General features: G+C 67.8%; 26 protein-coding genes. 16 read left to right on the forward strand and 10 right to left on the reverse strand.

Annotated features, from left to right (window positions below):
• Positions 1 to 504: 504 nt before the first annotated feature.
• A complete protein-coding gene (locus BM115_RS21610; protein ID WP_092299000.1) occupies positions 505 to 1,281 on the reverse strand; it encodes an enoyl-CoA hydratase in 777 nt (258 codons plus the stop codon).
• Positions 1,282 to 1,533: 252 nt separating this feature from the next.
• Here BM115_RS21610 and BM115_RS21615 point away from each other — a divergent pair, with 252 nt between their 5' ends.
• The 4 genes from BM115_RS21615 to BM115_RS21630 are packed head-to-tail and all read left to right on the forward strand — an operon-like array spanning position 1,534 to position 5,710.
• On the forward strand, positions 1,534 to 2,094 hold the full coding sequence (locus BM115_RS21615) for a lipid-binding SYLF domain-containing protein (protein ID WP_092299003.1): 561 nt from the start codon (positions 1,534 to 1,536) through the stop codon (positions 2,092 to 2,094).
• 22 nt (positions 2,095 to 2,116) lie between these two features.
• Positions 2,117 to 3,421: an LssY C-terminal domain-containing protein gene (locus BM115_RS21620; RefSeq protein WP_177219984.1), complete on the forward strand. Its 1,305-nt coding sequence runs from the start codon at positions 2,117 to 2,119 to the stop codon at positions 3,419 to 3,421.
• Entirely contained in the window at positions 3,418 to 4,644 is a 1,227-nt protein-coding gene (locus tag BM115_RS21625) for an LssY C-terminal domain-containing protein (protein ID WP_092299006.1), read from the forward strand. Before BM115_RS21620 ends, BM115_RS21625 begins: the two co-directional genes overlap by 4 nt.
• Positions 4,631 to 5,710, forward strand: coding sequence for a lipase family protein (locus tag BM115_RS21630; protein WP_092299009.1), 1,080 nt, complete (start codon positions 4,631 to 4,633; stop codon positions 5,708 to 5,710). Before BM115_RS21625 ends, BM115_RS21630 begins: the two co-directional genes overlap by 14 nt.
• A 17-nt stretch (positions 5,711 to 5,727) precedes the next feature.
• On the opposite strand, the gene BM115_RS21635 is transcribed toward BM115_RS21630, so the two are convergent.
• On the reverse strand, positions 5,728 to 5,952 hold the full coding sequence (locus tag BM115_RS21635; protein ID WP_255370941.1) for a hypothetical protein: 225 nt from the start codon (positions 5,950 to 5,952) through the stop codon (positions 5,728 to 5,730).
• Between the two features lie 307 nt (positions 5,953 to 6,259).
• Between BM115_RS21635 and paaG the strand changes: the two genes are divergently transcribed.
• Genes paaG through paaK form a run of 3 tightly spaced genes read left to right on the forward strand, consistent with a single transcriptional unit; the run spans position 6,260 to position 8,872 of the window.
• Positions 6,260 to 7,084, forward strand: coding sequence for a 2-(1,2-epoxy-1,2-dihydrophenyl)acetyl-CoA isomerase PaaG (paaG, locus tag BM115_RS21640; RefSeq protein ID WP_177219985.1), 825 nt, complete (start codon positions 6,260 to 6,262; stop codon positions 7,082 to 7,084).
• A gap of 52 nt (positions 7,085 to 7,136) precedes the next feature.
• Positions 7,137 to 7,571, forward strand: a complete 435-nt coding sequence (gene paaI, locus BM115_RS21645) for a hydroxyphenylacetyl-CoA thioesterase PaaI (protein WP_092299015.1) — start codon at positions 7,137 to 7,139, stop codon at positions 7,569 to 7,571.
• The gene (paaK, locus tag BM115_RS21650) at positions 7,568 to 8,872 is read left to right on the forward strand and encodes a phenylacetate--CoA ligase PaaK (RefSeq protein WP_092299017.1); all 1,305 of its coding nucleotides are present in this window, start codon (positions 7,568 to 7,570) and stop codon (positions 8,870 to 8,872) included. Before paaI ends, paaK begins: the two co-directional genes overlap by 4 nt.
• 21 nt (positions 8,873 to 8,893) lie before the next feature.
• Here the strand turns inward: paaK and BM115_RS21655 are convergent, their stop codons facing one another.
• Entirely contained in the window at positions 8,894 to 9,988 is a 1,095-nt protein-coding gene (locus tag BM115_RS21655; protein WP_255370934.1) for a murein transglycosylase A, read from the reverse strand.
• Between the two features lie 179 nt (positions 9,989 to 10,167).
• Between BM115_RS21655 and BM115_RS21660 the strand changes: the two genes are divergently transcribed.
• Positions 10,168 to 10,365, forward strand: coding sequence for a hypothetical protein (locus BM115_RS21660; protein ID WP_092299023.1), 198 nt, complete (start codon positions 10,168 to 10,170; stop codon positions 10,363 to 10,365).
• A 13-nt stretch (positions 10,366 to 10,378) separates the two neighbouring features.
• Here the strand turns inward: BM115_RS21660 and apaG are convergent, their stop codons facing one another.
• Positions 10,379 to 10,753 carry a Co2+/Mg2+ efflux protein ApaG gene (gene apaG, locus BM115_RS21665; RefSeq protein ID WP_092299026.1) on the reverse strand — a complete coding sequence of 125 codons (375 nt, stop codon included), beginning with the start codon at positions 10,751 to 10,753 and terminating at the stop codon, positions 10,379 to 10,381.
• A gap of 260 nt (positions 10,754 to 11,013) precedes the next feature.
• Here apaG and rpe point away from each other — a divergent pair, with 260 nt between their 5' ends.
• The 8 genes from rpe (at position 11,014) to BM115_RS21705 (ending at position 18,393) form a co-directional block, all read left to right on the forward strand.
• On the forward strand, positions 11,014 to 11,715 hold the full coding sequence (rpe, locus tag BM115_RS21670; RefSeq protein ID WP_092299461.1) for a ribulose-phosphate 3-epimerase: 702 nt from the start codon (positions 11,014 to 11,016) through the stop codon (positions 11,713 to 11,715).
• A gap of 17 nt (positions 11,716 to 11,732) precedes the next feature.
• Complete coding sequence (gene gph / locus BM115_RS21675; protein ID WP_092299029.1) at positions 11,733 to 12,479, forward strand: phosphoglycolate phosphatase; 747 nt, start codon at positions 11,733 to 11,735, stop codon at positions 12,477 to 12,479.
• A gap of 448 nt (positions 12,480 to 12,927) precedes the next feature.
• Positions 12,928 to 14,445: an anthranilate synthase component I gene (gene trpE / locus BM115_RS21680; protein ID WP_092299031.1), complete on the forward strand. Its 1,518-nt coding sequence runs from the start codon at positions 12,928 to 12,930 to the stop codon at positions 14,443 to 14,445.
• A gap of 23 nt (positions 14,446 to 14,468) precedes the next feature.
• A complete protein-coding gene (locus tag BM115_RS21685) occupies positions 14,469 to 15,035 on the forward strand; it encodes an aminodeoxychorismate/anthranilate synthase component II (protein ID WP_092299034.1) in 567 nt (188 codons plus the stop codon).
• A gap of 59 nt (positions 15,036 to 15,094) precedes the next feature.
• Positions 15,095 to 16,123 carry an anthranilate phosphoribosyltransferase gene (gene trpD / locus BM115_RS21690; protein WP_092299037.1) on the forward strand — a complete coding sequence of 343 codons (1,029 nt, stop codon included), beginning with the start codon at positions 15,095 to 15,097 and terminating at the stop codon, positions 16,121 to 16,123.
• A 6-nt stretch (positions 16,124 to 16,129) separates the two neighbouring features.
• Positions 16,130 to 16,933 (forward strand): indole-3-glycerol phosphate synthase TrpC, encoded by an 804-nt coding sequence (gene trpC, locus BM115_RS21695; protein WP_092299040.1) that lies wholly within the window; start codon positions 16,130 to 16,132, stop codon positions 16,931 to 16,933.
• A 15-nt stretch (positions 16,934 to 16,948) separates the two neighbouring features.
• A complete protein-coding gene (locus BM115_RS21700; protein WP_092299043.1) occupies positions 16,949 to 17,602 on the forward strand; it encodes a CYTH domain-containing protein in 654 nt (217 codons plus the stop codon).
• A gap of 17 nt (positions 17,603 to 17,619) precedes the next feature.
• Positions 17,620 to 18,393 carry a uracil-DNA glycosylase gene (locus tag BM115_RS21705; RefSeq protein ID WP_092299045.1) on the forward strand — a complete coding sequence of 258 codons (774 nt, stop codon included), beginning with the start codon at positions 17,620 to 17,622 and terminating at the stop codon, positions 18,391 to 18,393.
• 14 nt (positions 18,394 to 18,407) lie between these two features.
• On the opposite strand, the gene BM115_RS21710 is transcribed toward BM115_RS21705, so the two are convergent.
• The 6 genes from BM115_RS21710 to BM115_RS21735 all read right to left on the reverse strand — a co-directional run bounded on the left by BM115_RS21710 (position 18,408) and on the right by BM115_RS21735 (position 26,483).
• Positions 18,408 to 18,698, reverse strand: a complete 291-nt coding sequence (locus tag BM115_RS21710; RefSeq protein WP_092299047.1) for an acylphosphatase — start codon at positions 18,696 to 18,698, stop codon at positions 18,408 to 18,410.
• A 172-nt stretch (positions 18,699 to 18,870) separates the two neighbouring features.
• Positions 18,871 to 21,228 carry an FUSC family protein gene (locus BM115_RS21715; RefSeq protein WP_092299049.1) on the reverse strand — a complete coding sequence of 786 codons (2,358 nt, stop codon included), beginning with the start codon at positions 21,226 to 21,228 and terminating at the stop codon, positions 18,871 to 18,873.
• Between the two features lie 107 nt (positions 21,229 to 21,335).
• Positions 21,336 to 23,159 carry a M61 family metallopeptidase gene (locus tag BM115_RS21720; RefSeq protein WP_092299052.1) on the reverse strand — a complete coding sequence of 608 codons (1,824 nt, stop codon included), beginning with the start codon at positions 23,157 to 23,159 and terminating at the stop codon, positions 21,336 to 21,338.
• Positions 23,160 to 23,235: 76 nt separating this feature from the next.
• Positions 23,236 to 24,237 carry an acrylyl-CoA reductase (NADPH) gene (locus BM115_RS21725; RefSeq protein ID WP_092299055.1) on the reverse strand — a complete coding sequence of 334 codons (1,002 nt, stop codon included), beginning with the start codon at positions 24,235 to 24,237 and terminating at the stop codon, positions 23,236 to 23,238.
• Between the two features lie 121 nt (positions 24,238 to 24,358).
• Entirely contained in the window at positions 24,359 to 25,117 is a 759-nt protein-coding gene (locus tag BM115_RS21730) for a DsbC family protein (protein WP_092299058.1), read from the reverse strand.
• A 58-nt stretch (positions 25,118 to 25,175) separates the two neighbouring features.
• Positions 25,176 to 26,483, reverse strand: coding sequence for a UbiH/UbiF family hydroxylase (locus BM115_RS21735; protein ID WP_092299061.1), 1,308 nt, complete (start codon positions 26,481 to 26,483; stop codon positions 25,176 to 25,178).
• Positions 26,484 to 26,555: the final 72 nt, after the last annotated feature.

The following is a 26,555-nucleotide window of genomic DNA, read 5'->3' on the forward strand; positions in this document are numbered from 1 at the left end:
TTTTACTGTGCGAGCACTTAATAACTTTTGAAGCATCACGCAGACCGGAGTCTGCGTGGCGTTCGCCATCAAGCGCCCACACTTATCGGTTGTTTGGTTGTTAAAGAACTGGCCACACCGGCTTTGCCGGGGGCGGTACTGCTTGTCTGCGCTGCGTCGTTTGCGTCGCAGCAGAGAAACGAGATTATGAAGAACAACCTGCGTTTCGTCAACAGGTCAGCGAAGTTTTTTTCGCCGCGGTCAGCGCTGAAAAACTCCTCAGCCCGACCACCCATCAACCCCGCAACCCTTGTCGCTGCTGCGTTTGCAGCGCGGTTTGTGTTGCGAGGGGACGAATAGTAGGCCCGTTTCCAAGGCTTTGCAACACGCTTGTCATGCCACCGTGCGTGACAAGCGCGCATTATCCAGACAAACCCTTGATCGATAAGGAAATTCCACTCCGCAGAATATTTTTGCCGCGGGATAATACCCCTCAACTGGCCTCGGGTATTCCCTAGTCAGTACTCAACGATGCTTGAAATCAGGTGCGCGTTTCTCCACAAACGCGGCCATGCCTTCCTTCTGGTCTGCCGTGGCGAAGGTGGCATGGAACAGCCGGCGCTCGAAGTGGACGCCTTCATTCAGTGTCGTCTCATAGGCGGCGTTCACGGATTCCTTGATCATCATGACCACGGGCAGCGAATAGCTCGCGATGGCGTCCGCCGCGGCGAAGGCTTCCTCGAGCAACTTGTCGGCGGGCACCACGCGCGATACCAGCCCGGCACGTTCCGCCTCCGCCGCGTCCATCATGCGGGCCGTCAGGCACAAATCCATCGCCTTGGCCTTGGAGACCGCGCGCGGCAGGCGCTGGGTGCCGCCGGCGCCGGGCATGGTGCCGAGCTTGACCTCGGGCTGGCCGAACTTCGCGCTATCCGCCGCGAGGATGATGTCGCACATCATCGCCAGCTCGCAGCCGCCACCCAGCGCGTAACCGGCCACCGCGGCAATCACGGGCTTGCGAATGCGCCGGATGGTTTCCCAATTCCGGGTGATGTAATCGCCCTTGTAGACGTCGATAAACGAATACTTCGCCATCATCCCGATATCGGCACCCGCCGCGAAGGCGCGCTCGCTGCCAGTAATGACGATGCAGCCGATCGCCTCGTCCTGGTCGAATGCGGTCAGCGCGGCACCGAGTTCGTCCATCAGCGCGTCGTTCAGCGCGTTCAACGCCTTGGGGCGGTTCAGCGTCACCAGGCCAACGCGCCCGCGCGTTTCCACCAGGATGTTCTCGTACGACATGTCTGCTCCTCTCTCTCTATCAATGGGATTAGGTCTGCTGCCAGCCCACGATACTGGCGCGCGGGCGGCGTGGCGGTCAAGCGGGAAGACCGGCGCGACGCTTGCGCGGCGCCATACCGTCGCCTAATCTGAACCCACGATTTTGCGGTAACACTTACAAAAAGCGCCGCACCTCCTATTGCGCCGAGCGGCATCCCAGATGCTTTGCCAGCATCCGCATTCGACCCCGTCGATGCGGAGAAGGGAGCCATCATGAATCGTCGCACGGCCACATTCTCCTTAATCCCCCTGATCGCCTTCCCAGGCCTCGCCTTTGGCGCGAGCAAGGCGGAAGAGCAGGCTGAAGTACGCAAGGCTGCGCAAAATGCCCTGAATGCGCTTTACAAGGCGCAGCCGGCGGCGCGCAAGCAGGTCGAGTCCGCCGCCGGCTACGCCGCGTTCAGTAACTTCGGCATGAAGATCCTGCTGGCGGGGAGCGGCAAGGGGGAAGGCATCGCCGTCAACAACAAGACCAAGTCCATGGTCTATATGAAGATGGTCGAGTTGCAGGCCGGGTTGGGCATCGGCGTGAAGAAATTCCAGATGGTCTGGGTGTTCGAGAACGACAAGGCGCTGAACGAATTCATCAACTCTGGCTGGACGATTGGGGGGCAAGCCACCGCCGCCGCGAAAACCGGTGACAGCGGCAGCGCCTTCCAGGGCGCGGTGGCCGTCGCGCCGGGGATCTGGGTCTACCAGATCACGGACAGCGGGCTGGCCGTCGAACTGACGGCCAAGGGCACCAAGTATTACAAGGATGAAGACCTGAACTGAGTCGCCCTGCGCGTGCGCCGCCATGTCGCCCGGGCATTCGCGGGCCGGACTGGCCGCCTGGGTGGCGGCGACCATCGGCATGGCCGTGCTCGTGACCGGTTGCGCCGGCCCGGCGCCCGAGTCCGGCGCCGGCTACCGGGACCGCATGCGGTCACGTTCGGATGGCGGCGTCAACGTGTCCGTCTCGGTCCTGTCCGCGACGGAGAGCGAAGCGCTCTACGGGGTGCCGCTGGCGAAGCGGGGCATGCAGCCGGTCTGGGTCGAGATCGACAATGAGACAGATCGCCCGATCTGGCTCATGTACGTAGGACTGGACCCCAGCTTCTTCCCCAGCTCCGAAGCCGCCGATATCTTTGCCGCCGATGCCTCCCGCGAAGCGCGGCGCGAGGCCGCCGAGCGATTTGGCCGCCTCGCCTTCCGCAACCCGGTACTCCCCGGCCAAACCCGTTCGGGCATGGTCCTGACCCACCTCGAGGAAGGCGTCAAGCTGATCCAGCTCGACCTCGTCGCCAAGGACCACGCCCACGCCTTCTCGATCTTCACCGTCGTGCCGGGCTTTCGCGGCGATTACCAGACCAGCGCCGTCTTCCGCCGCGAGGTCTATCCGCCCGACCAGATTCGGGACTACGACGATGACGACGCCTTCCGCGCGGCGCTCGAGGCCCTGCCCTGCTGTGCCACCAACGAGGGCGGCAGCAAGCCCGCCGATCCGCTCAACCTGGTGATCGTTGGCGGGCTGGACGATGCCTTCCCGGCCCTCGTGCGCCGCGGCTGGCGGCCGACGGAGACCAAATGGTCGGGCGCCATCATGCGAGTTGTCTCATCGGCACTCTCAGGCGAGCGCTACCTCAACGCGCCCGTCAGCGATCTCTACCTGTTCGGCCGCCCGCAGGACCTCGCGCTGCAGAAGGCGCGCGACACCATCCACCAGCGCAACCACCTGCGGCTCTGGCTCAGCCCCCTGCGCTATCGCGGCAAGCCGGTCTGGGTCGGCCAGATCAGCCGCGACATCGGCAGCCGCCTGACCATCCACTCGCCCACGCTGACCACGCACAAGATCGACCCGGATGTCGATGAAGCCCGCACCGCGCTGGCCGAGGACATGGCGTATTCGCAAAGCCTGGTGATGATCGGTTACGCCTCGGGCGTCGGCGCCGCCCCGCCCGAGCAGCCGCGCCAGAACCTGACCACGGACCCGTACTACACCGATGGGGACCGCCTGGTGATGGTGTTCGACCGCCGGCCCGTGTCGCTGGACAGCATCCAGTTCTTCCGCTGGCAGGACCACGACGCCCAGCGCCGGGCCACCCCGGGGATCGGCCGATGACCCTGCGGCGATTCTCCCTGCGCTGGCTGCCCGCGCTCTTCCCGATGACGTTCCTCGCCTGGCTGCTGGCCGGCTGCTCCACCTGGCAGCCGCCAACCACAGACGCGGTGACCGCGCTGCGCGCCCGCGCGGAGACCACGTCCAAGCAGGGCATCACGCTCCGCGCCGCCGTGCTGAGCCAGGCCGACACCGACCGGATGTTCGGCATCGACATCCGGGGCACGGGGGTCCAGCCGGTATGGATCGAGGTGGAGAACGCCTCCGAGCGGTCGATGATCCTGCTCCGCACCGGCACCGATCCGGACTACTTCTCGCCGCTCGAAGTGGCGTGGTCCGTGCATAGCTGGTTCGACCGCAAGTCCAACGCGCGGCTGGACGAGTGGTTCAACCGGCAGGGCTTCCGCAATCCGATCCCGGCCGGCGCCACCCGCTCCGGCGTGGTGTTCACCAATCCGTCGCGCGGCACCAAGCTGCTGAATGTCGATCTGCTCGGCGATCAAACCCTGATCGCCTTCACGCTGTTCCTGAGCGTGCCGGACGATGCCAGCCACCCGGACTTCTCGCGCAAGCTGTTCGCCTATCCGCCCGCCGCCGTGACGGACTATCCCGACCTCGGCAGCCTGCGCGCCGCGCTGGAGCGCCTGCCCTGCTGTGCGACGGACGCCGCCGGGCAGGGCGTGGGCGAGCCGCTGAACGGCATCGTCGTCGGCGCCGTGGCGGATTTCAGCGCGGCCATGATCCGCCGCAACTATCGGCGCAACCAGCAGGACTTCGACAACGCCCAGCGCGTGTTCGGCCGGATTCCGGACGCGGTGCTGCGCAAGCAGGCGCAGGCGGGGGCGCCGGCCACGTGGATCCGCGTCTGGCTGGCGCCCATCAGCTATCAGGGGCGGCCGGTGTACCTGCTGCAGGTTGGCCGCCCGGTGGGGGGGCGCTTCGCGGCGGCCGATGTCGCGCAGCTGATGCATGGGGATGTCGATGAGGCGCGCAACCTGATGGTCCAGGACTGCATGTATTCGGAGGGCCTGGAGAAGCTGGCCTTCGTCCGGGGCCCCACGCCGGTGCCGCTGGCGCAGGAGCGGGCCACCTTCAGCGGCGCCCACTACCACACCGACGGGCGGCGGGCGGTGATGTTCTTCGTGCTCCGCCCGCTGAGCCTGTCGGACATCGACATCCTGGACTGGGAGCCGATCGTCGAAGGGGAGTCCCATGCGCGCGAGTAGCCTGGCGTTGGTACTGGCGTTGGCGTTGGCCTTGGCGGGCTGCGCCTCGAAGCCGCTGGTGCCCTACTCCACCGAGACCCCGCCGCTGGTCCTGCTGCCCGCCGCCGCCGCCGGCGTGGGCGATGGGCGGGCGCGCTTCCGCGAGATCTTCTGCGCGATCCTGCAGACCCGCCAGCAGACTGTGCCCGACTATCGCCCGTGCGAGGAAGCCCTGACGCGCGTCGGCACGGAGCCGTCCGGCACCGGCAAGCCGGCCGACCTCGGCCCTGCGCGCCGGCCACTGGTGGCGATGGTCGTGCCCGGCATCGGCTTCAATTGCTTCGCGCCGTGGCTGAATCCGCCCGATGCCGTGGGCAAGCACCTGCGCGAGTTCGGCTATGACGGGGCGATGCTGTCGGTCGATGCGCTGTCCAGTTCGGCCTACAACGCGCGCCAGATCCGCGACGCGGTCATGGCCACGCCGCTCGACCCCGCTGGGCCGCGACTCGTACTGATCGGCTATTCGAAGGGCGCGCCGGACATCCTCGAGGCCCTGGTCAACTACCCGGAGATCCTCGGCCGCGTGGCGGCGGTGGTCAGCGCGGCGGGCGCGGTGGGCGGCTCGCCGCTCGCCAACGATGCCGAGCAATATCAGGCGGACCTGCTCCAGCACTTCCCCGGCTCCACCTGCCAGCCCGGCGATGGCGGCGGCGTGATGAGCCTGCGGCCGGCCGTCCGCAAGGCCTGGCTGGCGGCACATCCGTTGCCGGCGGGGCCGCGCTACTACTCACTGGTGACGTTTCCCCAGCCGGGGCGTATTTCGTCGATCCTGACGTCGAGCCATGAGAAGCTGGCGCAGATCGATCCCCGCAATGACAGCCAGATGCTGTTCTACGATCAGGTGATTCCGGGCAGCACGCTGCTGGCCTACGTCAATGCGGACCATTGGGCACTCGCCGTGCCAATCGCCCGCACGCGCACCACCGTCGCCGCGCTGTTCGTCACGCAGAACGCCTACCCGCGCGAGGCGCTGTCAGAGGCGCTGCTGCGCTATATCGACGAGGAACTGGCGAAACCGGCGCGCTAGATCCAGAGATCCGCCTATTAATACTTGATGTCGCGCGCGGTCTCCCGGCCCTGCTGCTTGGTCTGGCGCTTGTCCTGCCGGCACTGCGGATTGCTCTTCTGGTCGTTGGCGCGGCAATCCTGCTTCGTCTCCCGCGATCCCTGACGGGTGTCCTGGCGCACGTCGCGCCCTTCGCGGCGTTGCTGGGCCTGCTCGGTGGCCGAGGCCGTGGCGGGCACCACGGGTAATACCAGCGCCGCCATCAGGACGGCCAGCCATGGATTCCATTTGCGCATACGGGCCTCGCAGAGGTGATGAAAGCGCTAGCTCACGCGCTAACCGTAGTCGAAGGGCAAGAATTGTCAAATCTGCGAGGGGATGGCAGTCGGCCTGATCGAGGCGGCTGCGCGTAACCCCATCTTGCGCCCAATCCGCAGGCCTACTATTATTTGCCGACCGACTGGTCGGTTTATTTAATTGCGCGCGATGGCTGTCTACAATGGCCGGGCGCGCATCGTGGCGTCAGATCCACTCACCGACCCGGAGAACAATATGGCGCAGGAGACAACCATGCCCCCATCCTCATCGTCGGCCACGGCCCGGGCGACGCTCGACGCCGGCCCGATCCTGCTGCGCTGGCAGGGCGACGTGGCCGTGGTCACGCTGAACCGCCCCGACAAGCTCAACAGCTTCACGCACCAGATGCACGAGGCGCTGGTCGCCGCGCTCGACCACGTGGAAGCCGGCGGCGCCCGCGCCCTGCTGCTGACCGGTGCCGGACGCGGTTTCTGCGCCGGCCAGGATCTTGCCGATCTCGATTTCACGCCCGGCCACAGCACCGACCTCGGCGAACTGATCGACACCTGGTTCAACCCGCTCATCCGCCGCCTCCAGGCGCTCCCGCTGCCCGTGGTGGCGGCCGTCAATGGCACGGCAGCCGGCGCTGGCGCCAACCTCGCGCTGGCCTGCGACATGGTGCTGGCGGCCCGCTCGGCCTGCTTCATCCAGGCCTTCGTGAAGATCGGCCTGGTGCCGGACTCCGGGGGCACCTGGCTGCTGCCCAAGCGGCTCGGCATGGGCCGCGCGATGGGGCTGGCGATGACCGGCGACCGACTCAGCGCCGAAGAGGCCGAGAAATGGGGCCTGGTCTGGGAAGTCATGGACGACCCCCTGCTGGCCGAACAGGCGATGGCGCTGTCCACCCACCTCGCCGCCCAGCCCACCCGCGCGCTGGCGGCGATCAAGCGGGCGATGTACGCCAGCGCCACGAACACGCTCGACACCCAGCTCGACCTCGAACGCGACCTCCAGCACGACCTCGGCCAGTCGCACGACTACACGGAAGGCGTGAACGCCTTCCTGGCGAAACGCGCCCCGCACTTCACCGGCCGATAGCCCGCTGCCCAACATCGCCCCCTATATATATAGACAGCCCGAGGAGACCCGCTTGCCCCAAGACCCCCAGGCCCTGGCCGAAGCGGCCGCCGCCGCCATGTATGAGGCCGATGCGTGCAGCCGCTGGCTCGGCATCGTCGTGGAAGCCGTGCGCCCCGGGTACGCCCGGCTCTCGATGCCGGTGCGGCCCGAATTTCTCAACGGCCACGGCATCTGCCATGGCGGGCTGATATTCACGCTCGCCGATTCCAGCTTCGCGTTCGCCTGCAACAGCCACAACATCAACACCGTGGCCGCCGGCTGTTCGATCGAGTTCCTGCGCCCGGTGCACGGCGGCGACGTGCTGACGGCCGAGGCCCAGGAGCAGGTGCTGTCCGGCCGCCACGGCGTCTACGACATCCGCGTGTCCAACCAGGCCGGCGAGCCGGTGGCGATGTTCCGGGGCAAGTCCGCCCAGATCAAGGGCCACGTGGTGGAGCCGACATGAGCGCGCGCCTCACCGACCTGCCGCTGGAGCCCATCGAGACCGCCAGCCGGCAAGACCTCCAGGCCCTGCAGCTCGATCGCCTGAAATGGTCCGTGCGCCATGCCTACGACCATTCGCCGGTCTATCGGCGCAAGTTCGACGCCGCCGGGGTCCATCCGGACCAGATCCAGTCGCTGGCGGACCTGGCGCGCTTTCCGTTCACCACCAAGCAGGACCTGCGCGACCACTACCCGTTTGGCATGTTCGCCGTGCCGCAGGACCAGATCGCGCGCATCCACGCATCCTCCGGCACTACGGGCAAGCCCACGGTGGTCGGCTACACACTGCGCGATATCGATACCTGGGCCACGGTCATGGCGCGCTCGATCCGCGCCTCGGGCGCGCGGCGCGGCGACAAGGTCCACGTCAGCTACGGCTACGGCCTGTTCACGGGCGGGCTGGGCGCGCACTACGGGGTGGAAAAGGCCGGACTGACGGCAATCCCGTTCGGCGGCGGCCAGACCGAGCGCCAGGTGCAACTGATCCAGGACTTCAAGCCCGAAATCATCATGGTCACGCCCAGCTACATGCTGGCGATTGCCGATGAATTCGAGCGGCAGGGCATCGACCCGGCCAGCACCTCGCTGCGCATCGGCATCTTCGGCGCCGAGCCGTGGACGCCCGAGATGCGCCTGGCCATCGAGCGCCGCATGGGCATCTCGGCGGTCGATATCTACGGATTGTCCGAGGTGATGGGCCCCGGCGTGGCCAACGAATGCGCCGAGACCAAGGACGGCCCGACGATCTGGGAGGACCACTTCTACCCCGAGATCATCGACCCGGACACCGGCGAAGTGCTACCCGATGGCGAGTTCGGCGAACTGGTCTTCACCTCGCTGACCAAGGAGGCGATGCCGGTGGTCCGCTACCGCACGCGCGACCTCACGCGGCTGCTGCCGGGCACGGCGCGCGCCGCGTTCCGCCGGATGGAGAAGATCACCGGCCGCACCGACGACATGATGATCGTGCGTGGCGTGAACGTGTTCCCGTCGCAGATCGAGGAATTGATCCTGAAGCACGCCGAACTGGCGCCGCACTACCAGTGCGTGCTGGGCAAGGAAGGGCCGATGGATACGCTGACGGTGCGCGTGGAATGCGCCCACGGCGCCGAGCCCGAGGGGGCGCAGCACGCCCGGTCGGGGCTGGTCCACGATATCAAGGCGTATATCGGCGTCACCGCCGCCATCGAGATCCTGCCCGAAGGCGGCGTGGAGCGGTCGGTGGGCAAGGCGCGGCGCATCGTGGATCAACGGCCGCGCTAGCCCGAAGTGGAAGGCTGCCGCTTAGCTGCGCGGCATCAGCACCCACATCCGGCCGCCCTGCTTCATGCGGCCGGCCGTCTCGCCGGCGGCGTCGCCGGCACCCCAGAAGAAGTCGGCCCGCACGCCGCCCTTGATGGCCGAGCCGGTGTCCTGCGCGAACATCAGGCGCTGGATCGGTTCGGTCGAGAGCGGCCGGGTGGTCGAGAGGAACACCGGCACGCCCAGCGGAATCGTGGCCGGATCGACGGCAATCGACCGCTCGGCCGTCAGCGGCACGCCCAGCGCGCCGACCGGACCGTCGTTGTTCGCGGGGAGTTCGCGGAAGAAGACGTAGCGCGGATTCACGTTGAGCATCTCCTCCACGCGGGCCGGATTGGCGCGCGCCCACGCCTTGATGCCCTGCATCGTGGCCTGCGCGGACGTGATCTCGCCCCGGTCGAGCAGCCATTTGCCGAAGGACCGGAACGGCTGGTCGTTGGTGCCACCGAAGCCGACGCGCATCACCGAGCCATCGGGCAGCCGGATACGGCCCGAACCCTGAATCTGGAGGAAGGCGGCTTCCACGGCGTCGTCCACCCAGACCACCTCGTTGCCGCGCAGCGCCGGGTTGCGCAGCAGTTCGGCCCGGGCCGGCAGCGCGCCCTTGCCCAGTTGCGGCGGACGGCGGTACAGCGGAATCTGGAAGGTGCCCTGGCGCGTGCGCGATCCGTGCAGGATCGGCTCGTAATAGCCGGTGATCAGGCCGCTATCGGTGCCGTCGCCATTGATCACGCGGAACGGCTGGAAATGGGTCTCGAAGTACTCGCGCATGGCGGCGAGGTCGCCGGCATCCACCATCAGGCCGACCGCGCAGACGCGGTTCCAGTCAGCGCGCTTCTTCAGGGCCTGGCAGCTGGCCTGCAGCGCGGGCCAGGCGGCGCGCACGTCGTCCTGGCTCCAGCCGCCGATCTCGGCCCAGCTCGCCGGCTGCAGCCGGCCGGCGTTGGCGGAGGGCGGCGGCGTCGGGGTGCCGGGCGTGCCGCCCGGGCCTTCCACGCGCGGCGGCGGGCCGCTCATGCAGCCGGCCAGCAGCACGGCTGCCCCGGCCAGCGCCAGCCACGTGCGCCATCCAGCCATGGATGTCACCGATTTCCCGCCCGTTGCCGGCCGGTTGCACGGAGATACCGCCCCAAAGGATTCCTGATATGCCATCGTCTTCGTTGTTAACACCGTGCGCGCGCTGCACGGCGGCACGCATGTCCTACAATCTCGTACCTGTCTGACCGATCCACGCCTCGATCCCGATCCTGATCCCGATGAGCCAGTTCTTCGAAGACCATCCCACCCTGCTGCTCGCGGCCGAAGCCGGCGTGGCGCTGTTGCTGCTGATCTTCATCGTGGTCTGGACCATGGGCACGGCGCGCAAGCATCCGCGCCCGAGCCGCGCGCCCAAGGATCATCCATCCCGGACCGCCGAGGCACCGAAGGACGCAGACCCGCCGCCCGCCGCCTGAGTTCCCGCCAGTCTTAGTGGAGCATGCGCGGCAGCACCAGCGCGAACTCGGGAATCGGCACCTCGAAGCGATGGCCATCCTCGGCCACGCAGAAGTACAGGCCCTTCATCGACCCCACCGGGGTGGAAATCGTCGCCCAGCTCGTGTATTCGAAGTGCTCGCCCGGCTTGAGCAGCGGCTGATGGCCCACCACGCCGAGGCCGGCCACTTCCTGCGCGGCGTTGTCGCTGTCCGTGATGGTCCAGTGGCGCGAAATCAGCTGCGCGGCCACTTCGCCGGTGTTGTGGATGGTGATGGTGTACGCGAACGCAAAACGTCCGCGATCGGGGTCCGACTGGTCGGGCAGGTACTGGGTGCGTACCGCCACGGAAAAAGCGTACTCGCTCATTGCTGGCTCATGCGTCGACCGGGATCGACGGATCGGATGGAGGATCGGGGCGGCCTGCGGCGCCAGGCGCCACGGTCGGGTGTCCGCATTGTGCGGCAAGGCCCCGGCAGGGGCAAGCGGGCGGATTTTGGGCGTGGTTGGGCGGGATTCTGGGCGACGCCGGCGCCAGGGGCCCGGTCCGGCGTAAAATACGCGCCATTCCCATGCCGACGATCCGGATGCCGGCCGGGCCACCCGCCCCGCCCGCACCGCCCCACACCATGAGCACGCCCACCTACCGCATCGCCCCGTCCATCCTGTCCGCCGACTTCGCCCGCCTGGGCGAGGAAGTGCGCCGCGTCACCGAAGCCGGCGCCGACTGGATCCATTTCGACGTGATGGACAACCACTACGTGCCGAACCTGACCGTGGGCCCGCTGGTCTGCGAGGCCATCCGCCCGCACGTGACCGCCCCGATCGACGTGCACCTGATGGTGCGCCCGGTAGACCGCATCATCCCGGACTTCGCCAAGGCGGGCGCCAATATCATCACCTTCCACCCGGAGGCGAGCGATCACATCGACCGTTCGCTGGCCCTCATCCGCGACCACGGCTGCCAGGCCGGCCTGGTATTCAACCCGGCCACGCCGCTGCACCACCTGGACCATGTGATGGACCGCCTGGACGTGATCCTGCTGATGTCCGTCAACCCGGGCTTCGGCGGCCAGTCGTTCATTCCCGAGACACTGAACAAGCTGCGCGCCGTGCGCGCCCGCATCGACGCCTACACGGCCCGCACCGGCCGGCAGATCCTGCTGGAAGTGGACGGCGGCGTGAAGGTGGACAACATCGCCGAGATCGCCGCGGCCGGCGCGGACACCTTCGTGGCCGGCTCCGCCGTGTTCAGCAAGCCGGACGCCGATGGCGGCTACCGCGGCGTCCTCGGCCAGCTGCGCGACGCGCTGGCCACGGCTGGCCGTTGAGCGGGCGGGCCGGACAGATGGGTCTTGAAATCCTGCGCCGCACGGACTGGAGCGGCATCGAGGCGGTGATCGTCGATCTGGACGGCACCATGGTCGATACGGCGGGCGACTTCCACGCCTCCGTCAACGCGATGCTGCTGGCGTTGGCGCACCTGCATCCGCACCTGGGGCCGGTGGCGCCGATGTCCACCCAGGAGATCGTCAGCTTCGTCGGCAAGGGCTCGGAAAACCTGATCCGCCGGGTGCTGGACGCGCGCTTCTCGCCGCTGCACGCCAACGGGCTGTTCGCCGAGGCCTACGCGCTCTATGACCGCGAGTACGTGCGCATCAACGGCCAGTTCTCGGCGCTCTACCCCAATGTGCGCGAGGGGCTGGCGGCGCTGAAGGCGGCCGGGTTGCGGCTGGCCTGCGTGACCAACAAGCCCTGGAATTTCACCGAACCGCTGCTGGCCAAGACCGGCCTGGCCCCGTTTTTCGAACTGGTCTACGGCGGCGACGCCTTCGCGCTGCGCAAGCCCGATCCGTTCCCGCTGCTCAGGGTGGCCGAGGCATTCCGCCTCGATCCGGCCGCCGTGCTGGCCATCGGCGACTCCGAAAACGACGCGCAGGCGGCCCGCGCGGCCGGCATGGGTGTGCTGTTGGTGCCATATGGCTACAACCATGGGAACCCTGTACAAGGCGTTGACGCCGATGGTATAGTCCCCGACATTGCCCGCGCCGCAGCGCTTGTTACCGCACAGCGCGCACAGCGGGTACCACGCTGAAAACTCCATGTTTCTCAACCGCAAACGCATCTTTTCTGGCAGTGATCGGCAGGCCTGGCCCTGGCGTCGCTGGCGCGCCTCTGAACAGGCGTAAAGTGCGTTCGCGAGTCACCTGACGGACTTGCCGGGCCGGACCAAGCTGCTTCACGCGGCCAGCCGCCCCCGACGAGTTCCGGTTCCGCCGGACCCGGCCCCGCCACACCAGGCCGGCCTCCGCGCCGATCCCCAGATCCCTCCGCCAGCGCCGTAGCCGCATGTGCTACGGTTAGCTCAAGAACGCGCCGCACGCCACGCCCGGCCGTGTGCGCGCTTGTGCGCCTTCGTGCAAGCCCTTCGCACCACGGTCCGCCCCCGGGGCGGGTTGCCAGCGTTGCCAGCCCTCCCCTGCCGACACAAGCGGTGCCGCGCCCCACATCCGATACGCGGGTGCCGCAAGAAGAGGATCGACATGACCGAACTGGAATTCAAATCGCTGGCCGACCAGGGCTACAACCGTATTCCGATCATCGCCGAGGCGCTGGCCGACCTGGAGACGCCGCTCTCGCTCTATCTGAAGCTGGCTCAGTCGCAAACGCGCGGCGTGAACACCTTCCTGCTGGAATCGGTGGTGGGCGGTGAGCGCTTCGGCCGCTATTCGTTTATCGGCCTGCATGCCCGTACGCTGCTGCGCGCCTACGGCCAGCGCGCCGAGGTGGTCACCGACGGCAAGGTCGTCGAGACCCACGAAGGCAATCCGCTCGACTTCATCGCCACGTTCGAGAGCCGCTTCAAGGTGGCCATGCGCCCCGGCCTGCCGCGCTTCTGCGGCGGCCTGGCCGGCTACTTCGGCTACGACGCGGTGCGCTATATCGAGAAAAAGCTCGCCGACAGGCAGAAGCCGGACGATCTCGACCTGCCCGACATCCAGCTGCTGCTGTGCGAGGAACTGGCGGTCATCGACAACCTGTCCGGCAAGCTGTACCTGATTGTCTACGCCGACCCGACCACCCCCGAAGCCTACCCGCGCGCCCGCCAGCGCCTGCGCGAACTGCGCATGAAGCTGCGCCAGCCGGTGGACGTGCCGGTGACCAGCCCGTCCGTGCAGTCCGAGGTCTACCGCGAATTCGCCAAGGCGGACTACATCGCCGCCGTGCACAAGGCCAAGGAATACATCATGGCCGGCGACATGATGCAGGTGCAGATCGGCCAGCGGCTGGTCAAGCCGTACCGCGACTCGCCGCTGTCGCTGTACCGCGCGCTGCGCTCGCTGAACCCGTCGCCCTATATGTATTTCTACAATTTCGGCGACTTCCAGGTGGTGGGCGCCTCGCCGGAGATCCTGGTGCGCCAGGAAACCCGCAAGATGGGCACCAACGGCGATGCCGACAGCAAGCACATCGTGACGATCCGCCCGCTGGCCGGCACGCGCCCGCGCGGCAGCACGCCCGAGCGTGACGCCCAGCTCGCCACCGAACTGCTCAACGATCCGAAGGAGATTGCCGAGCACGTGATGCTGATCGACCTGGCGCGCAACGACATCGGGCGCATTGCCGAAACCGGCACGGTCAAGGTGACCGACAAGATGGTCATCGAGAAGTACTCGCACGTGCAGCACATCGTCAGCTCGGTGGAAGGCACGCTGCGCGAGGGCATGAGCAATCTGGACGTTTTGCGTGCCACCTTCCCGGCCGGCACGCTGTCCGGCGCGCCCAAGGTGCGGGCGATGGAAATCATCGACGAACTGGAGCCCCGCAAGCGCGGCATCTATGGCGGCGCGGTGGGCTACCTGTCGTTCGGCGGCGAAATGGACCTCGCCATCGCCATCCGCACCGGCATCATCAAGGACGGCAATCTCTATGTGCAGGCTGCCGCCGGCATTGTCGCGGACTCGGACCCCGAGGCCGAATGGAGGGAAACCGAGGCGAAGGCGCGCGCCGTGATCCGCGCCGCCGAGCAAGTCCAGGACGGCCTGGACGCCGACCTCTGACCCCAGGAACTGGAGAAACGACCATGCTGCTGATGATCGACAATTACGACTCGTTTACCTACAACCTGGTGCAGTACTTCGGCGAACTCGGCGCCGATGTGCGGACCTACCGCAACGACGAGATCACCCTCGAGGAGATCGAGGCGCTCAACCCGGAGCGCATCTGCGTGTCGCCCGGCCCGTGCAGCCCGAAGGAAGCCGGCATCTCGGTGGCCGTGCTGCAACACTTCGCGGGCAAGATCCCGCTGCTGGGCGTGTGCCTCGGCCACCAGGCCATCGGCGAGGCATTTGGCGGAAAAGTGATTCGCGCCAAGCAGGTGATGCATGGCAAGGTCAGCACCATCGAAACCACCCAGGAAGGCGTGTTCGCCGGCCTGCCCCGGCACTTCGACATCACGCGCTATCATTCGCTGGCGATCGAGCGGGAGACCCTGCCCGATTGCCTGGAAGTGACCGCGTGGACGCCGGACGGCGAGATCATGGGCGTGCGCCACAAGACGCTGGCCGTGGAAGGCGTGCAGTTCCACCCGGAATCGATCCTGTCCGAACACGGCCATGCGCTGCTGGCCAACTTCCTGAAGGTGCCGTGATGAGGCGGCTCGATCCCGCAACGTTCGCCCCCGCCCCCGACCCTATTCAAGAATCCGCCATGTCCATCACGCCGCAGGAAGCGCTGACGCGCTGCATCGAACACCGCGAGATCTTCCATGACGAGATGCTGCACCTGATGCGGCAGATCATGCAGGCGCAGATCTCGCCCGTGATGGCGGCCGCCATCCTGACCGGGCTGCGCGTCAAGAAGGAAACCATCGGCGAGATCTCGGCGGCGGCGCAGGTGATGCGCGAGTTCGCCAACAAGGTGCCGGTGACGGATCGCGACAATTTCGTCGATATCGTGGGAACGGGCGGCGATGGGTCGCATACGTTCAACATCTCCACGGCGTCGATGTTCGTGGCGGCAGCCGCCGGCGCGAAGATCGCCAAGCACGGCAACCGGGGCGTGTCGTCCAAGTCGGGCAGCGCCGATGTGCTGGAGGCGCTGGGCGTGAACATCATGCTCACGCCGGAGCAGGTCGGCCAGTGCATCGAGCAGACCGGCATCGGCTTCATGTTCGCGCCGACGCACCATCCGGCCATGAAGAACGTCGCCCCGATCCGCAAGGAGATGGGCGTGCGCACCATCTTCAACATCCTCGGCCCGCTGACCAACCCGGCGGACGCCCCCAATATCCTGATGGGCGTGTTCCACCCGGACCTCGTTGGCATTCAGGTGCGCGTGATGCAGCGCCTGGGCGCCAAGCACGCCATCGTCGTGTACGGCAAGGACGGCATGGACGAGGTCTCGCTCGGTGCCGCCACGCTGGTCGGCGAACTCAAGGATGGCGAGGTGCGCGAGTATGAGATTCACCCGGAGGACTTCGGCCTGTCGATGATCTCCAACCGGGGCCTGAAGGTGGCCGATGCCGTGGAATCGAAGGAGATGCTGCTCGAAGCGCTGACCGATGTGCCGGGTACGCCGCGCGAGATCGTCACGCTGAACGCCGGCACCGCGCTCTACGCAGCCAACGTGGCCAGCTCGATCGAGGACGGCATCGAACGCGCCCGCAAGGCCATCGCCAGCGGCGCCGCCCGCGAGAAGCTCGACCAGTTCGTGCGTGCCACGCAGCAATTCAAGTAATCCGCCATGTCCGACATCCTGCAAAAAATCCTGGCCGTGAAGGCCGACGAAGTGGCCGCCGCGCGCAAGAAGCGCGACCTGCCCAGCCTGCGCGCCGAGGCCGAGGCCCTGCGCACCGAGCCCGGCCTGGCGCCGCGCGGCTTCGAGCGGTCCCTGCGCGAGAAGATCGCGGCGGGCCACGCGGGCGTGATTGCCGAGGTCAAGAAGGCATCGCCGTCCAAGGGCGTGCTGCGCGAGCATTTCGTGCCCGAGGCCATTGCCGAGAGCTACGCCAGCCACGGCGCGGCCTGCCTGTCCGTGCTGACCGATGTGAACTTCTTCCAGGGCCATGCCGATTTCCTGAAGCGCGCGCGCGGGGCCTGCCCGCTGCCGGCGCTGCGCAAGGACTTCATGGTCGACCTGTATCAGGTCTACGAGGCCCGTACCTGGGGCGCCGACTGCATCCTGCTGATCGTGGCCGCGCTGGACCCGGGCCTGATGGCCGAACTGGAAGCCTGCGCGCTGGAACTGGGCATGGACGTGCTTGTGGAAGTGCACGGCGCCGACGAACTGGACCACGCGCTGCGCCTCAAGACCCCGCTGGTCGGCGTGAACAACCGCAATCTGCGCACCTTCGAGGTCTCGCTGGAGAACACGCTGGACCTGCTGCCGTCGATGCCGCCGGAGCGGCTGGTGGTCACGGAGTCCGGCATCCTCGGCCCGGCCGATGTGAAGCGGATGCGCGACGCCAACGTCAACGCGTTCCTGGTGGGCGAGGCGTTCATGCGCGCGCCGGATCCGGGCGTGGAACTGGCACGGCTGTTCGCATAACGACGGATCGCTGCCATGCCGCGTGAAATCGAACTGAAGCTGGCCGTGCCAGACGCCGCGCTGGCGGCCGTGGCCGCGTGGCTCGATGCCAACGGCGAGGCGCGCGGCGAAACCACGTTGCTCAACGTCTACCTGGACACGCCCGCGCGCGACCTCGCCCGCCAGCGTGCCGCGCTCCGACTGCGCCAAAAGGGCGACCAGAAGGGCAGCCAGTGGCTCCAGACGCTGAAGACCGCCGGCAGCAGCCAGGGCGGGATGGCCTCGCGCAACGAGTGGGAGTGCGACGTGGCCGGCGAGGCCATCGAGCTGTCCCGCTTCCCCGACGAGGCGCGCGCCGTGCTGGCGCCGCTGGCCGACCATCTGGCGCCGGTATTCCGCACCGATTTCGTCCGCCGCACATGGATCGTCATGCAGGACGGCGCGCGCATCGAAGCCGCGCTCGATACTGGCAAGATCACCGCGCCGGGGCAGGCCCAGGTCGAGACCATCCAGGAACTCGAACTCGAATGGCTGCCGGGCGATGACAACGGCGGGGCCGACGACAGCCAGCTTGCCGAAGCCGCGCTGCGTGCGTTCGCCGCGCGGCTGTCCCATGTGGCGCCGCTCACCCCGTCCGATCTGAGCAAGGCCGCGCGCGGCTATCGCCTGACGGGCGGCGAACTCTCCTGACTCTCTCCCCTCCCCGCATGCAAGCCGACTTCTTTGCTGCACCCGTGGCCGCCGAGCCTCCTGCCATCGCCCCTTTGCAAACCCAGGTCGATGCGCTGCCCGCCGCGTGGCGCACCCTGCTCGCGCCGTGCCTCGGCCATGCCGCGTGGGACGAGTTGGCGCGCTTTGTCGATGGCGAGCGCGCCGCCGGCAAGCCGGTGTTTCCGCACGCGGTCTTCCACGCGCTGCACCTGACCCCGCCCGATGCCGTCAAGGTCGTGATCCTGGGGCAGGACCCGTATCACGGCACCGGCGTGGTCGCTGGCGCGGAGATTCCGCAGGCGCACGGGCTGGCGTTCTCGGTGCCCGAGGGCGTCAAGGTGCCGCCGAGCCTTCGCAATATCTTCAAGGAAATCGGTGCCGAGTACGGCGCCGAGCCCACGCGCGCCTCCGGCAATCTGGAGGGCTGGGCGCGTCAGGGCGTGCTGCTGCTGAACACCGTGCTGACCGTGGAGCAAGGCCAGGCGGCCAGCCACGCCAAGCGCGGCTGGGAAGCGGTGACCGATTGCCTGATCCACGCGCTGGCGGCGTCGCAGCCCAATCTCGTGTTCCTGCTATGGGGCAGCCATGCGCAGGCCAAGCGGGCACTGCTCGATGGGCAGACCGCGCACACGCATTGCGTCCTGGAGGCGCCGCATCCGTCGCCGCTGTCCGCGCATCGCGGATTCCTGGGTTGCGGGCATTTCCGGCAGGCCAATGACTGGCTGGAACGGCATGGCCGGGCGCCGATTGATTGGCTGAAGGCCGACTAAGCGCTGTCTAATATTTAAGCAGTCGGCAGCCAGCGGAACCCGCTGAAGGGCCCTTCGTCGTCCGCCGGGGTCATCTCCACCTTCGACACCTGCGCGGCCGGCGGGCCCGCCGCCATCCACGTCCGCAGCGCCTCAAGCGGGTCGCGCGGCCCCTGCGCGATCACCTCGACCGTGCCATCGGTCCGGTTGCGCACCCATCCCACCAGCCCCAGCGCCACGGCGCGGTCCGCGCAGGCCGCGCGATAGCCCACGCCCTGCACGCGGCCATGGGCGATGAGATGCCAGGTTTCATGAATGGCTGTCATCGGTGATTCTCCGTTTGAGGTGCTGCGGGCGCCTGCCCTCTCCCCCAGCCCCTCTCCCGGAGGGAGAGGGGAGCAAACCATTACCCTTCAGCCGCTGCCTGTGGTCTCCCCTCGCCCGCTTGCGGGAGAGGGGCCGGGGGAGAGGGTCGGCGCATCCAGTCGCACGGTTCTTTCAATCCTTCTCCGCCATCGACCGGCCAATCGCGCCGGTGCGCAGCGCGATCTTGGCGGCGTCTTCGCGCAGCGCGCGCAGGCGGCGCTCCAGCACCGCGTTGGCGGCGCGGCCGGTCGAACTCGCGCCCGACTCGGCAGGTTGCGCGGCGGCATCGCGCTCGTCCGCGCCGATCTCGCCCGCCGCGGCGGCCTGGACCAGCACGTCCGCCTTGCGCCGATCCGCCGAATCGGCGATCCGTGCGCGGCGCTCGCTGGCTTCGTCGTCATCGGCGGCGGCCCCTGCGACCAGTTCGTGCGGCGGCAGGCCCACCCCGGCGACGGCAGTTTCCGTCGGCGTGCGGATAAAGCCAGCGCCGCGCGGCCCGTGCCGCTCCTCGCCCGCCAGCCGTTCGCTGGCCAGCGTCAGGCTGCGCGTGGCGGCTTCCGTGGCCTGCTCGATGGCCGCCTCGGCCGCCGGCACGTCCAGTTCCTCGTAGTGCTGGCGCACCTGGATGCGCGCCGCCGCCACATGCGCCGCCACCAGATAGTTCTGATTGATGAAGCGGCTCAGGTTGTCCACGGCGCGGTGCCGGCTGCGCGGTTCGTCGAGCATGCGCTGGAACGAGGCGATCAGCGCCGACAGGTTGTCCATGAACTGCTTGCGCTGTACGCGGTAGGCAAAGTCGTCCTGGGCGCGGCGCAGCAGCAGGTCGCGCGTGGCGGCGATATAGCGCCGGTTGGCCTGAAGCACGTTCTCCACCAGCTTGGGAATCGCCCGGTACTCCCAGCTCGGTAGCACAAAGCTGAAGATGGACGCGATCACGCCGCCGATCACCGTATCGATCAGCCGCTCGCCCACTACGGTCTGGCTGCCCGGCATCAGCAGGTTGATCTGGATCAGCACCTGCACGCAGGCGGCGATGGCCGTGTAGCGGTACTTGATGGTGGAAAACGCCGAACTGGCCACCAGTGCCACGTAGAGCACCGCCAGCAGCGCCAGCGGCTCCGTCACCACGCGCAGCACCACCACGCTGATCAGGCAACCAATCAGCGTGCCGATCAGCCGGTCGTTGTAGCGCTGCTTGGTCAGGCTGTAATTCGGCTTCAGGATTACGACAATCGTGAGAAGAATCCAATAGCTGTGCGACGCATACGGCAGCCGGTCGCCCAGCCAGAGCCCCACCGCCACCGCCATCGTGATGCGCAGCGAGTAGCGAAACGCCGGCGAGCGCCAGCGCAGGTTGTCCAGGATCACGCCCAGCTCATACTTCTGGCGGGTCAGGAACGGTGTCATGTCCGACCCCGGCATCACCTTGGCCGGCTCCACCGGTGTGCGGGACGCCTCGTGCAACTGGCCGACCAGCGTGATGGCACCGCGAATCATCTCAATCGTCTCCGCGACCGCCGTCATGGCCGCCGCCGACACGTGGTGATGTCGTAATTGTTCGATTTCCGTCGTCACGGCGCGCAGGTCGGGGCCGTAGTCATGGGCGCTGTACGAAGGCTTGCCGCGTGTGACGTCGTAGGCGATTTCCTCGAGATCCTTGCCCAGCCCACGTACCAGCCGCCGTATCGCGTCCAGCGCCGGCGTGCCACCGAAGGTCTGGCGCAGCAAGGGATAGTCGGTGTTGGTGGAAAGGATGTACTCGTAGAGATCGAGCATCCGCAGGTGCACGCGTACCAGCAGGCCGTCACGCTTGGTGCGGTTGCCACGCAGCACCAGATCGCGCGCCGCCTGCTGGCGCTCGGCCACCACGATCTGCTGGCGCACCAGCTGGTTGAACTGTTCCTCGTAGTCGGTGCCGGCATCGTAGAAACCTGCCTTGATCTCGAGGTAGTGAGACATTTCGTACAGCGACTCGGCTAGTATCTGCTGGCGCGTGCGCCGCTCCATGACCCAGCTGACCGCCATCGCATAGGCCATGTAGGCCACCGCCCCGGCCCCGAACAGCCCGGCATGGACGAACGCCTTCTGGAGCACGAAGTCCTCGTTGACGGTGAGCGTCATGACGAACAATGCCGAAAACTGCAACGGCATGGTCTTGTTGCCATAGACCGTCATCATGCCGGCGAGGAAGGTCACCAGCACCAGCACCCACGGCAGCACGCGCGGGAACGGCGTGGCCAGCGCCACCACGGCGGTCACGGCGGTACACAGCAGCACGCTGGCCAGCATCTCGTTGAACTTGTGGTTCAGCGGGCTGGGCAGGTCCATCAGGCTGGTGCAGAGCGCGCCCATCGACACGACCATGGCGCTGGGCAGGTCCATGACCTGCATGGCCAGCAGCGTGGCGCCGATGACCCCGGTGGCCGAGCGCAGGCCACGGTAGATATAGTGCGAGAAGAGAAACGTGCGGGGATCGTGCGCGTATTCCATGGGGCGATGTTGGGCTGGCGGACGATGGCGACGTTGGGGCAGCGGGGGGCGATTGTCGACTGTCGACTGGCGCCCGGTGTCAGGACCCGGGCGCCGTCATCGGCCGGTTACTGCCCCAGCCAGCGCGTGCGGGCCGCATGCTTGCCGGGCTCCACGTTCACTTTGTACTGCATGGCCGGCTCGCGCGCCAGGGTGACGGGCAGCACCTGGAGTTCATCGCGCCGGAACAGGTGGAGCTGCACGGCGTCGCCGGGCCGGTAGCGCGCCAGTTGCTTGTCGAGCTGGCCGGGCGCCAGCCGCAGGCCGTCCAGCGCCACGAGCAGGTCACCCGCCGAGACGCCGGCGGCCTGCCCCGCCCCGCCGTCGAGCACCTGGCTCACGCGCACCCAGCCTTCCTCGTTGCGGGTCTTGATACCCAGCGCCGCGCCGGCGGACGGCTTACCCGGCTCGACCTTCTCGGCCTTGATGCCGAAGGCGCGGAACAGCGGCGGCAGGTTGATCTCGCCCGTGCCCTCGGTCAGTGCCCGCAGCAGCGTGCCGAGCCGCAGCCCGGTCACCTGATCGAACAGCGCGTGGACCTCGGCTTCCGTCACGCCGCGCTGGGTGGCGCCCGGCGCGTAGAAGTCGCGGCCGTAGCGCTGCCAGAGCGCGCGCATGATGTCATCGAGCGATTTCCGCCCGCCGGTCTTCTCGCGGATGGTCAGGTCCAGCGCCAGCCCTACCAGCGAACCCTTGGTGTAATAGCTGACGATGGCGTTCGGCGCGTTCTCGTCCTGCCGATAGTATTTCGTCCAGGCATCGAAGGCGCTGTCGGCCACGCTCTGCTTGGTGCGGCCGTTGCCACGCAAGACGCCGTTCCAGGTCTTGGCCAGCATCTCGACGTACTGGGTGGTCGAAACCAGCCCCGTCCGGGCCAGGATCAGATCGTCGTAGTAGCTCGTAAATCCTTCGAACAGCCACAGCAGCGGCGTATAGGTTTCCTGCGCGAGCTGGTACGGCACGAACGCCGCCGGCTTGATCCGCTTGACGTTCCAGGTGTGGAAGTACTCGTGGCTGCACAGCCCCAGGAAGGTGCGATAGCCCTCGCTGGTCTGGGCGTTGCCGCGCACCGGCAGGTCGCCGCGCGCGCACATCAGCGCCGTGCTGGCGCGGTGCTCCAAGCCGCCGTAGCCGTCAGTGGTCACCATCGTCATGAAGACGTAGCGGCGATTGCTGTCCAGGAACGGCGCGCGGGCCGAGCGCGGCTCGAACAGCCGGATCTGGGCCTCGCAGATCTGTTTCAGGTCGCGGCAGACGCGTTGCAGGTCCAGGTTCGGCACCTTGCCCGTGAACACCACGTCGTGCTGGGCGCCGCAGGCACGGAAACTGGCCATGGCGAACGTGCCCATCTCCACCGGATGGTCGATCAGTTCGTCGTAGTTGGCTGCCTGATAGCGCCCAAAGCCGTAGCGGCGCGCGCCGCCGGGGCCGCGCGCCTCGGGCAGCGCCGTGGCGACGCGCCAGTCGGCATAGGCCTCGCCGGCGGGCGCATGGAGATCGACGGTGCACGGCTGGTCGTCCTGCCCCACCACGCGCAGGAACACGGAGCTGCCGTTGAAGAAGCCGTGGGTGGTGTCGAGGTGCGCGCTGCGCACCGACAGGTCCCAGGCATAGACCTCGTATTGCAGGACCAGCGGCCCGGCATCGGCAGCCACCGGTGCGGCTTGCCAGCTCTGCTTGTCGAGCTTGGTCAGTGGCACCGCCACCCCGCCCGCATCGGCCCGAATGCGGACGATGTTGCGCGCGAAGTCGCGGATCATGTAGCTGCCGGGAATCCACGCGGGCAGCGTGAAGACCTGGCCGGCGGGGTCGGGGACGTCCACCGTCACGGTCACGGCGAACAGATGGGCTTCGGGCTGAAGCGGGGCGATGGCGTAGCGGATCGGCGTCATGGTTGTGATTGTAGCGCCACGCCCCGTCACCCTTCGAACGTGGACTTGTCTTGTGGGCGTTCCCTCGGACGTTCCCTCAGGCGTTCACATCGACCACCACGCGGCCGCGCATGCCGCCCGCCATGATCTGGCTGGCGGCGTCGATGGCCTCGCCCAGCCGGATCTCACGCGTGATGGCCTGGAGCCGGTCCGGGGCCAGATCCCGCGCCAGCCGCTTCCACGCGGTTTCGCGCAGCGACATCGGCGCCATCACGCTATCGATGCCGGCCAGCGTCACGCCGCGCAGGATGAACGGCGCCACCGAGGCCGGGAAATCCATGCCCTGCGCCAGCCCGCACGCCGTGACCACGCCGCCGTAGCGCACCTGGGCGCAGGCGTTGACCAGCGTGTGCGAGCCGACCGAATCCACCACGCCCGCCCAGCGCTCCTTCTGGAGCGGCTTGCCCGGCGCGCCCAGTTCGGCCCGGTCGATCACGTCGGCGGCGCCCAGCGCACGCAGGAAATCCGCCTCGGCGGTCTTGCCGGTGGAAGCCACCACGCGATAGCCGAGCTTCGACAGGATGGCGATGGCCACCGAGCCCACGCCGCCCGAGGCGCCCGTGACCAGCACCTCGCCATCGCCGGGCTTCACGGGCCCAAGCGCGCCGCCGCGCTCCAGCGCCAGCACCGACAGCATGGCCGTGTAGCCGGCCGTGCCGATCGCCATGGCCTGCCGCGACGTGAACGCATCGGGCAGCCGCACCAGCCAGTCGCCCTGCAGCCGCGCGCGCTGCGCCAGGCAGCCCCAGTGCGTCTCGCCCACGCCGAAGCCGTTCAGCACCACGCGGTCGCCGGTGCGCCAGCGCGGGTCGCTCGAATCGAGCACCGTGCCGGCGCCGTCGATCCCCGCCACCATCGGCCACTTGCGCACCACCGGCGCGCGGCCCGTGATTGCCAGGCCGTCCTTGAAATTGATCGTCGAATAGTCGACGGCCACCAGCACGTTGCCGTCCGCCGGCAGCGCGGATTCATCGAGTTGGGTGACGGCGGCGGCCGTCTTGCCATCGGCCTGGGTCAGCAGCAAAGCCTGGAACGTCATGGTATCTCCTCGATCTCTTTGATTTTTCAGGGAATTTGGTAACGCAGCGCAGGCGCCGGAAAGCAAAGCGGCCGGACAGTGCCGGCCGCTTCAAACAGCCGGGAGGGTCCGGCGCCGCGCGTTACTTCTTGAGACTGGCGAGCTTGCGCTCCAGCGTGGCGATGTCCGCCGCGCCCGGGATGCGCGTGCCGTCGGTGAAGAACACTGCCGGCGTGCCCGAGATATTCAGGCTCTGGCCCAGCGCCAGGTTCTCGTCCACCGGCGTCTTGCAGCTACCGTTGCCGGTGATGGCCACGTGGTTCAGCATCCAGTCGCGCCACACCTTGGTACGGTCTGTTGCACACCAGACCTGCTTGGCCTTGGTCGTCGAATCGGGCGACAGCACCGGGTAGAGGAAGGTGTAGACCGTGATGTTGTCCATCTGCTGGAAGGTCTGTTCGATCTTCTTGCAGTAGCCGCAGTTCGGGTCCGAGAACACCGCCACGGTGCGGCTGCCATCGCCCTTCGTCCATTTGATGGCGCGCGCCAGCGGCAGATCGGACCACTTTATCTTGTTCAGCTCGGCCAGACGCTCCTCGGTCAGGTTGGTGTTGGTCTTGGTGTCGATGACCTCGCCATTGATGATGTAGCGCCCGGTGGGGTCGGTGTACACGATCTGGCCAGCCACGTTGACTTCATACAAACCCGGTACCGGCGCCTTGGTCACGCTCTTCACCTCGGCGCGGCCGCCCAGCATCTTCTGGATGGACGCCTTGATGCGGTCCGTGCCCGGCTCGTCCGCGGCCAGCGCGTGCAGGGCGTAGCCGCCCAGGGCCAGGCCACCGGCCAGGGCAGCAAGGGCGCCCATGCGGGCGGAACGGCGGCGGAACAGTTGCAACATGGTGACTCCAGGGTTCGGGTGCCTTGTCGGCAGAATCTTTAAATAGTGGTTGGCCGGCTCAGCCCAGCGCGCGGCCGATCAGGAAGCGCTTGAGCAGCCCCTGGCCGCCCACGGCGCGCATGCCGGCGTTGCGTATCAGCCGCGCGGGCGCGCCCGGCAGCGAAAACAGCCGGTGCAAGCCATCGGTGGCGGCAGTCAGGGAGAGCAGGTCCGTGGCGCGTGCACGCTCGTAGCGGCGCAACAGGCGCAAGTCGCCTTCCGATCGGAACGGTTCTTTGTCGGCCATCACGCGCCCAAGTTCCGTCACATCGCGTAAACCAAGATTCATGCCCTGCCCGGCCAGCGGATGGACCACATGCGCGGCATCGCCGACCAGCGCCACGTGCGGCTGGACGAACTGCTCGGCACGCTGGAGCACCAGCGGGAAGCCCTTGGCCGGCGTCAGGCAGCGCAGTGCGCCGAACCGGGCGCCGACCGCCCCGTTGGCCACCTGGGCCACGGTGGCGGCGAGGGCCTCGGGGGACAGCGCGACGAGGTCCTGCGCGTGGGCTTCATCGGCGGACCAGACCATCGACACGCGGTTGCCGGGCAGCGGCAGCATGGCGACGATCTCGCCATTGGCGAGTTCCTCGTCGGCCATAAGCTTCTCGGGCGCGCCCAGGAACCATTGCCATGCGGTTTCCTGATGCGGCAGTTCGCAGGCGAAGTTCGCCACCACGCCAAGCTGGCGGTAGCGCCGCTGGCTGGTGCCGATATGGCATTGCTGGCGCACCCAGGAGCGCGCGCCGTCGGCGCCGACCACGCAGTTGGCGCGCACGCGGGCGCCGCTGGCGAGGGTCAGGGTCACGCCGTCGAGGTCGCGCTCGAACCCATCGGCGGCTTCGTCGAACCATTGCACCTGGTGCTGGAAGCGCAGCGCGGTGTCCAGCACGCGCTCCACATGGCTCGACTCGATGATCCACGCCAGTTGCGGCACGGCGGCGGCGTAAGCCGAGAAATGGAGATCGCCATGGGGCGAGGGGCTGGCCTCCGCGGCGCTGACGTCGCCGAAGACGCGCATGTCACGCACGGGCTGCACACGGGCCGGGTCGAGGGCCTCCCAGACGCGCAGCCGCTCCAGCAACTGCTGCGAGCTGGACGAGAACGCGTAGATGCGGCTGTCCCAGTCGTCCTCCCCGGTGCGCGCGGTCTCGCCCACGGGGCGCGGCGCGACGAGGGCCACCTGCATGCCCTGCTGGGCCAGCAGCAGTGCGCAGGCCTTGCCGACGATACCGCCGCCGACCACGGCAATCTGAAAGCGGGAGGATGGAGTCGAGGGCATGGAATGGGAGGCGGCGCGACGCGCCGGTGCGGCTGATCCGGTCATGCCTCGATTATAGCGACGTGACGTGCGCGCCATCGGGGACATCGCACAAGCCGTGGCGGGCCGCCCGCCGAG

Source organism: Cupriavidus sp. OV096 (assembly GCF_900115455.1).
In the GTDB taxonomy this organism is placed as follows: Bacteria; Pseudomonadota; Gammaproteobacteria; order Burkholderiales; family Burkholderiaceae; genus Cupriavidus.

Coding starts and splice junctions, on each gene's coding strand:
- BM115_RS21610 (WP_092299000.1), bottom strand. CDS start 1,281: ATGTCGTACGAGAACATCCTGGTGGAAACGCGCGGGCGCGTTGGCCTG.
- BM115_RS21615 (WP_092299003.1), top strand. CDS start 1,534: ATGAATCGTCGCACGGCCACATTCTCCTTAATCCCCCTGATCGCCTTC.
- BM115_RS21620 (WP_177219984.1), top strand. CDS start 2,117: ATGTCGCCCGGGCATTCGCGGGCCGGACTGGCCGCCTGGGTGGCGGCG.
- BM115_RS21625 (WP_092299006.1), top strand. CDS start 3,418: ATGACCCTGCGGCGATTCTCCCTGCGCTGGCTGCCCGCGCTCTTCCCG.
- BM115_RS21630 (WP_092299009.1), top strand. CDS start 4,631: ATGCGCGCGAGTAGCCTGGCGTTGGTACTGGCGTTGGCGTTGGCCTTG.
- BM115_RS21635 (WP_255370941.1), bottom strand. CDS start 5,952: ATGGCGGCGCTGGTATTACCCGTGGTGCCCGCCACGGCCTCGGCCACC.
- paaG (WP_177219985.1), top strand. CDS start 6,260: ATGCCCCCATCCTCATCGTCGGCCACGGCCCGGGCGACGCTCGACGCC.
- paaK (WP_092299017.1), top strand. CDS start 7,568: ATGAGCGCGCGCCTCACCGACCTGCCGCTGGAGCCCATCGAGACCGCC.
- BM115_RS21655 (WP_255370934.1), bottom strand. CDS start 9,988: ATGGCTGGATGGCGCACGTGGCTGGCGCTGGCCGGGGCAGCCGTGCTG.
- BM115_RS21660 (WP_092299023.1), top strand. CDS start 10,168: ATGAGCCAGTTCTTCGAAGACCATCCCACCCTGCTGCTCGCGGCCGAA.
- apaG (WP_092299026.1), bottom strand. CDS start 10,753: ATGAGCGAGTACGCTTTTTCCGTGGCGGTACGCACCCAGTACCTGCCC.
- rpe (WP_092299461.1), top strand. CDS start 11,014: ATGAGCACGCCCACCTACCGCATCGCCCCGTCCATCCTGTCCGCCGAC.
- gph (WP_092299029.1), top strand. CDS start 11,733: ATGGGTCTTGAAATCCTGCGCCGCACGGACTGGAGCGGCATCGAGGCG.
- trpE (WP_092299031.1), top strand. CDS start 12,928: ATGACCGAACTGGAATTCAAATCGCTGGCCGACCAGGGCTACAACCGT.
- BM115_RS21685 (WP_092299034.1), top strand. CDS start 14,469: ATGCTGCTGATGATCGACAATTACGACTCGTTTACCTACAACCTGGTG.
- trpD (WP_092299037.1), top strand. CDS start 15,095: ATGTCCATCACGCCGCAGGAAGCGCTGACGCGCTGCATCGAACACCGC.
- trpC (WP_092299040.1), top strand. CDS start 16,130: ATGTCCGACATCCTGCAAAAAATCCTGGCCGTGAAGGCCGACGAAGTG.
- BM115_RS21700 (WP_092299043.1), top strand. CDS start 16,949: ATGCCGCGTGAAATCGAACTGAAGCTGGCCGTGCCAGACGCCGCGCTG.
- BM115_RS21705 (WP_092299045.1), top strand. CDS start 17,620: ATGCAAGCCGACTTCTTTGCTGCACCCGTGGCCGCCGAGCCTCCTGCC.
- BM115_RS21710 (WP_092299047.1), bottom strand. CDS start 18,698: ATGACAGCCATTCATGAAACCTGGCATCTCATCGCCCATGGCCGCGTG.
- BM115_RS21715 (WP_092299049.1), bottom strand. CDS start 21,228: ATGGAATACGCGCACGATCCCCGCACGTTTCTCTTCTCGCACTATATC.
- BM115_RS21720 (WP_092299052.1), bottom strand. CDS start 23,159: ATGACGCCGATCCGCTACGCCATCGCCCCGCTTCAGCCCGAAGCCCAT.
- BM115_RS21725 (WP_092299055.1), bottom strand. CDS start 24,237: ATGACGTTCCAGGCTTTGCTGCTGACCCAGGCCGATGGCAAGACGGCC.
- BM115_RS21730 (WP_092299058.1), bottom strand. CDS start 25,117: ATGTTGCAACTGTTCCGCCGCCGTTCCGCCCGCATGGGCGCCCTTGCT.
- BM115_RS21735 (WP_092299061.1), bottom strand. CDS start 26,483: ATGACCGGATCAGCCGCACCGGCGCGTCGCGCCGCCTCCCATTCCATG.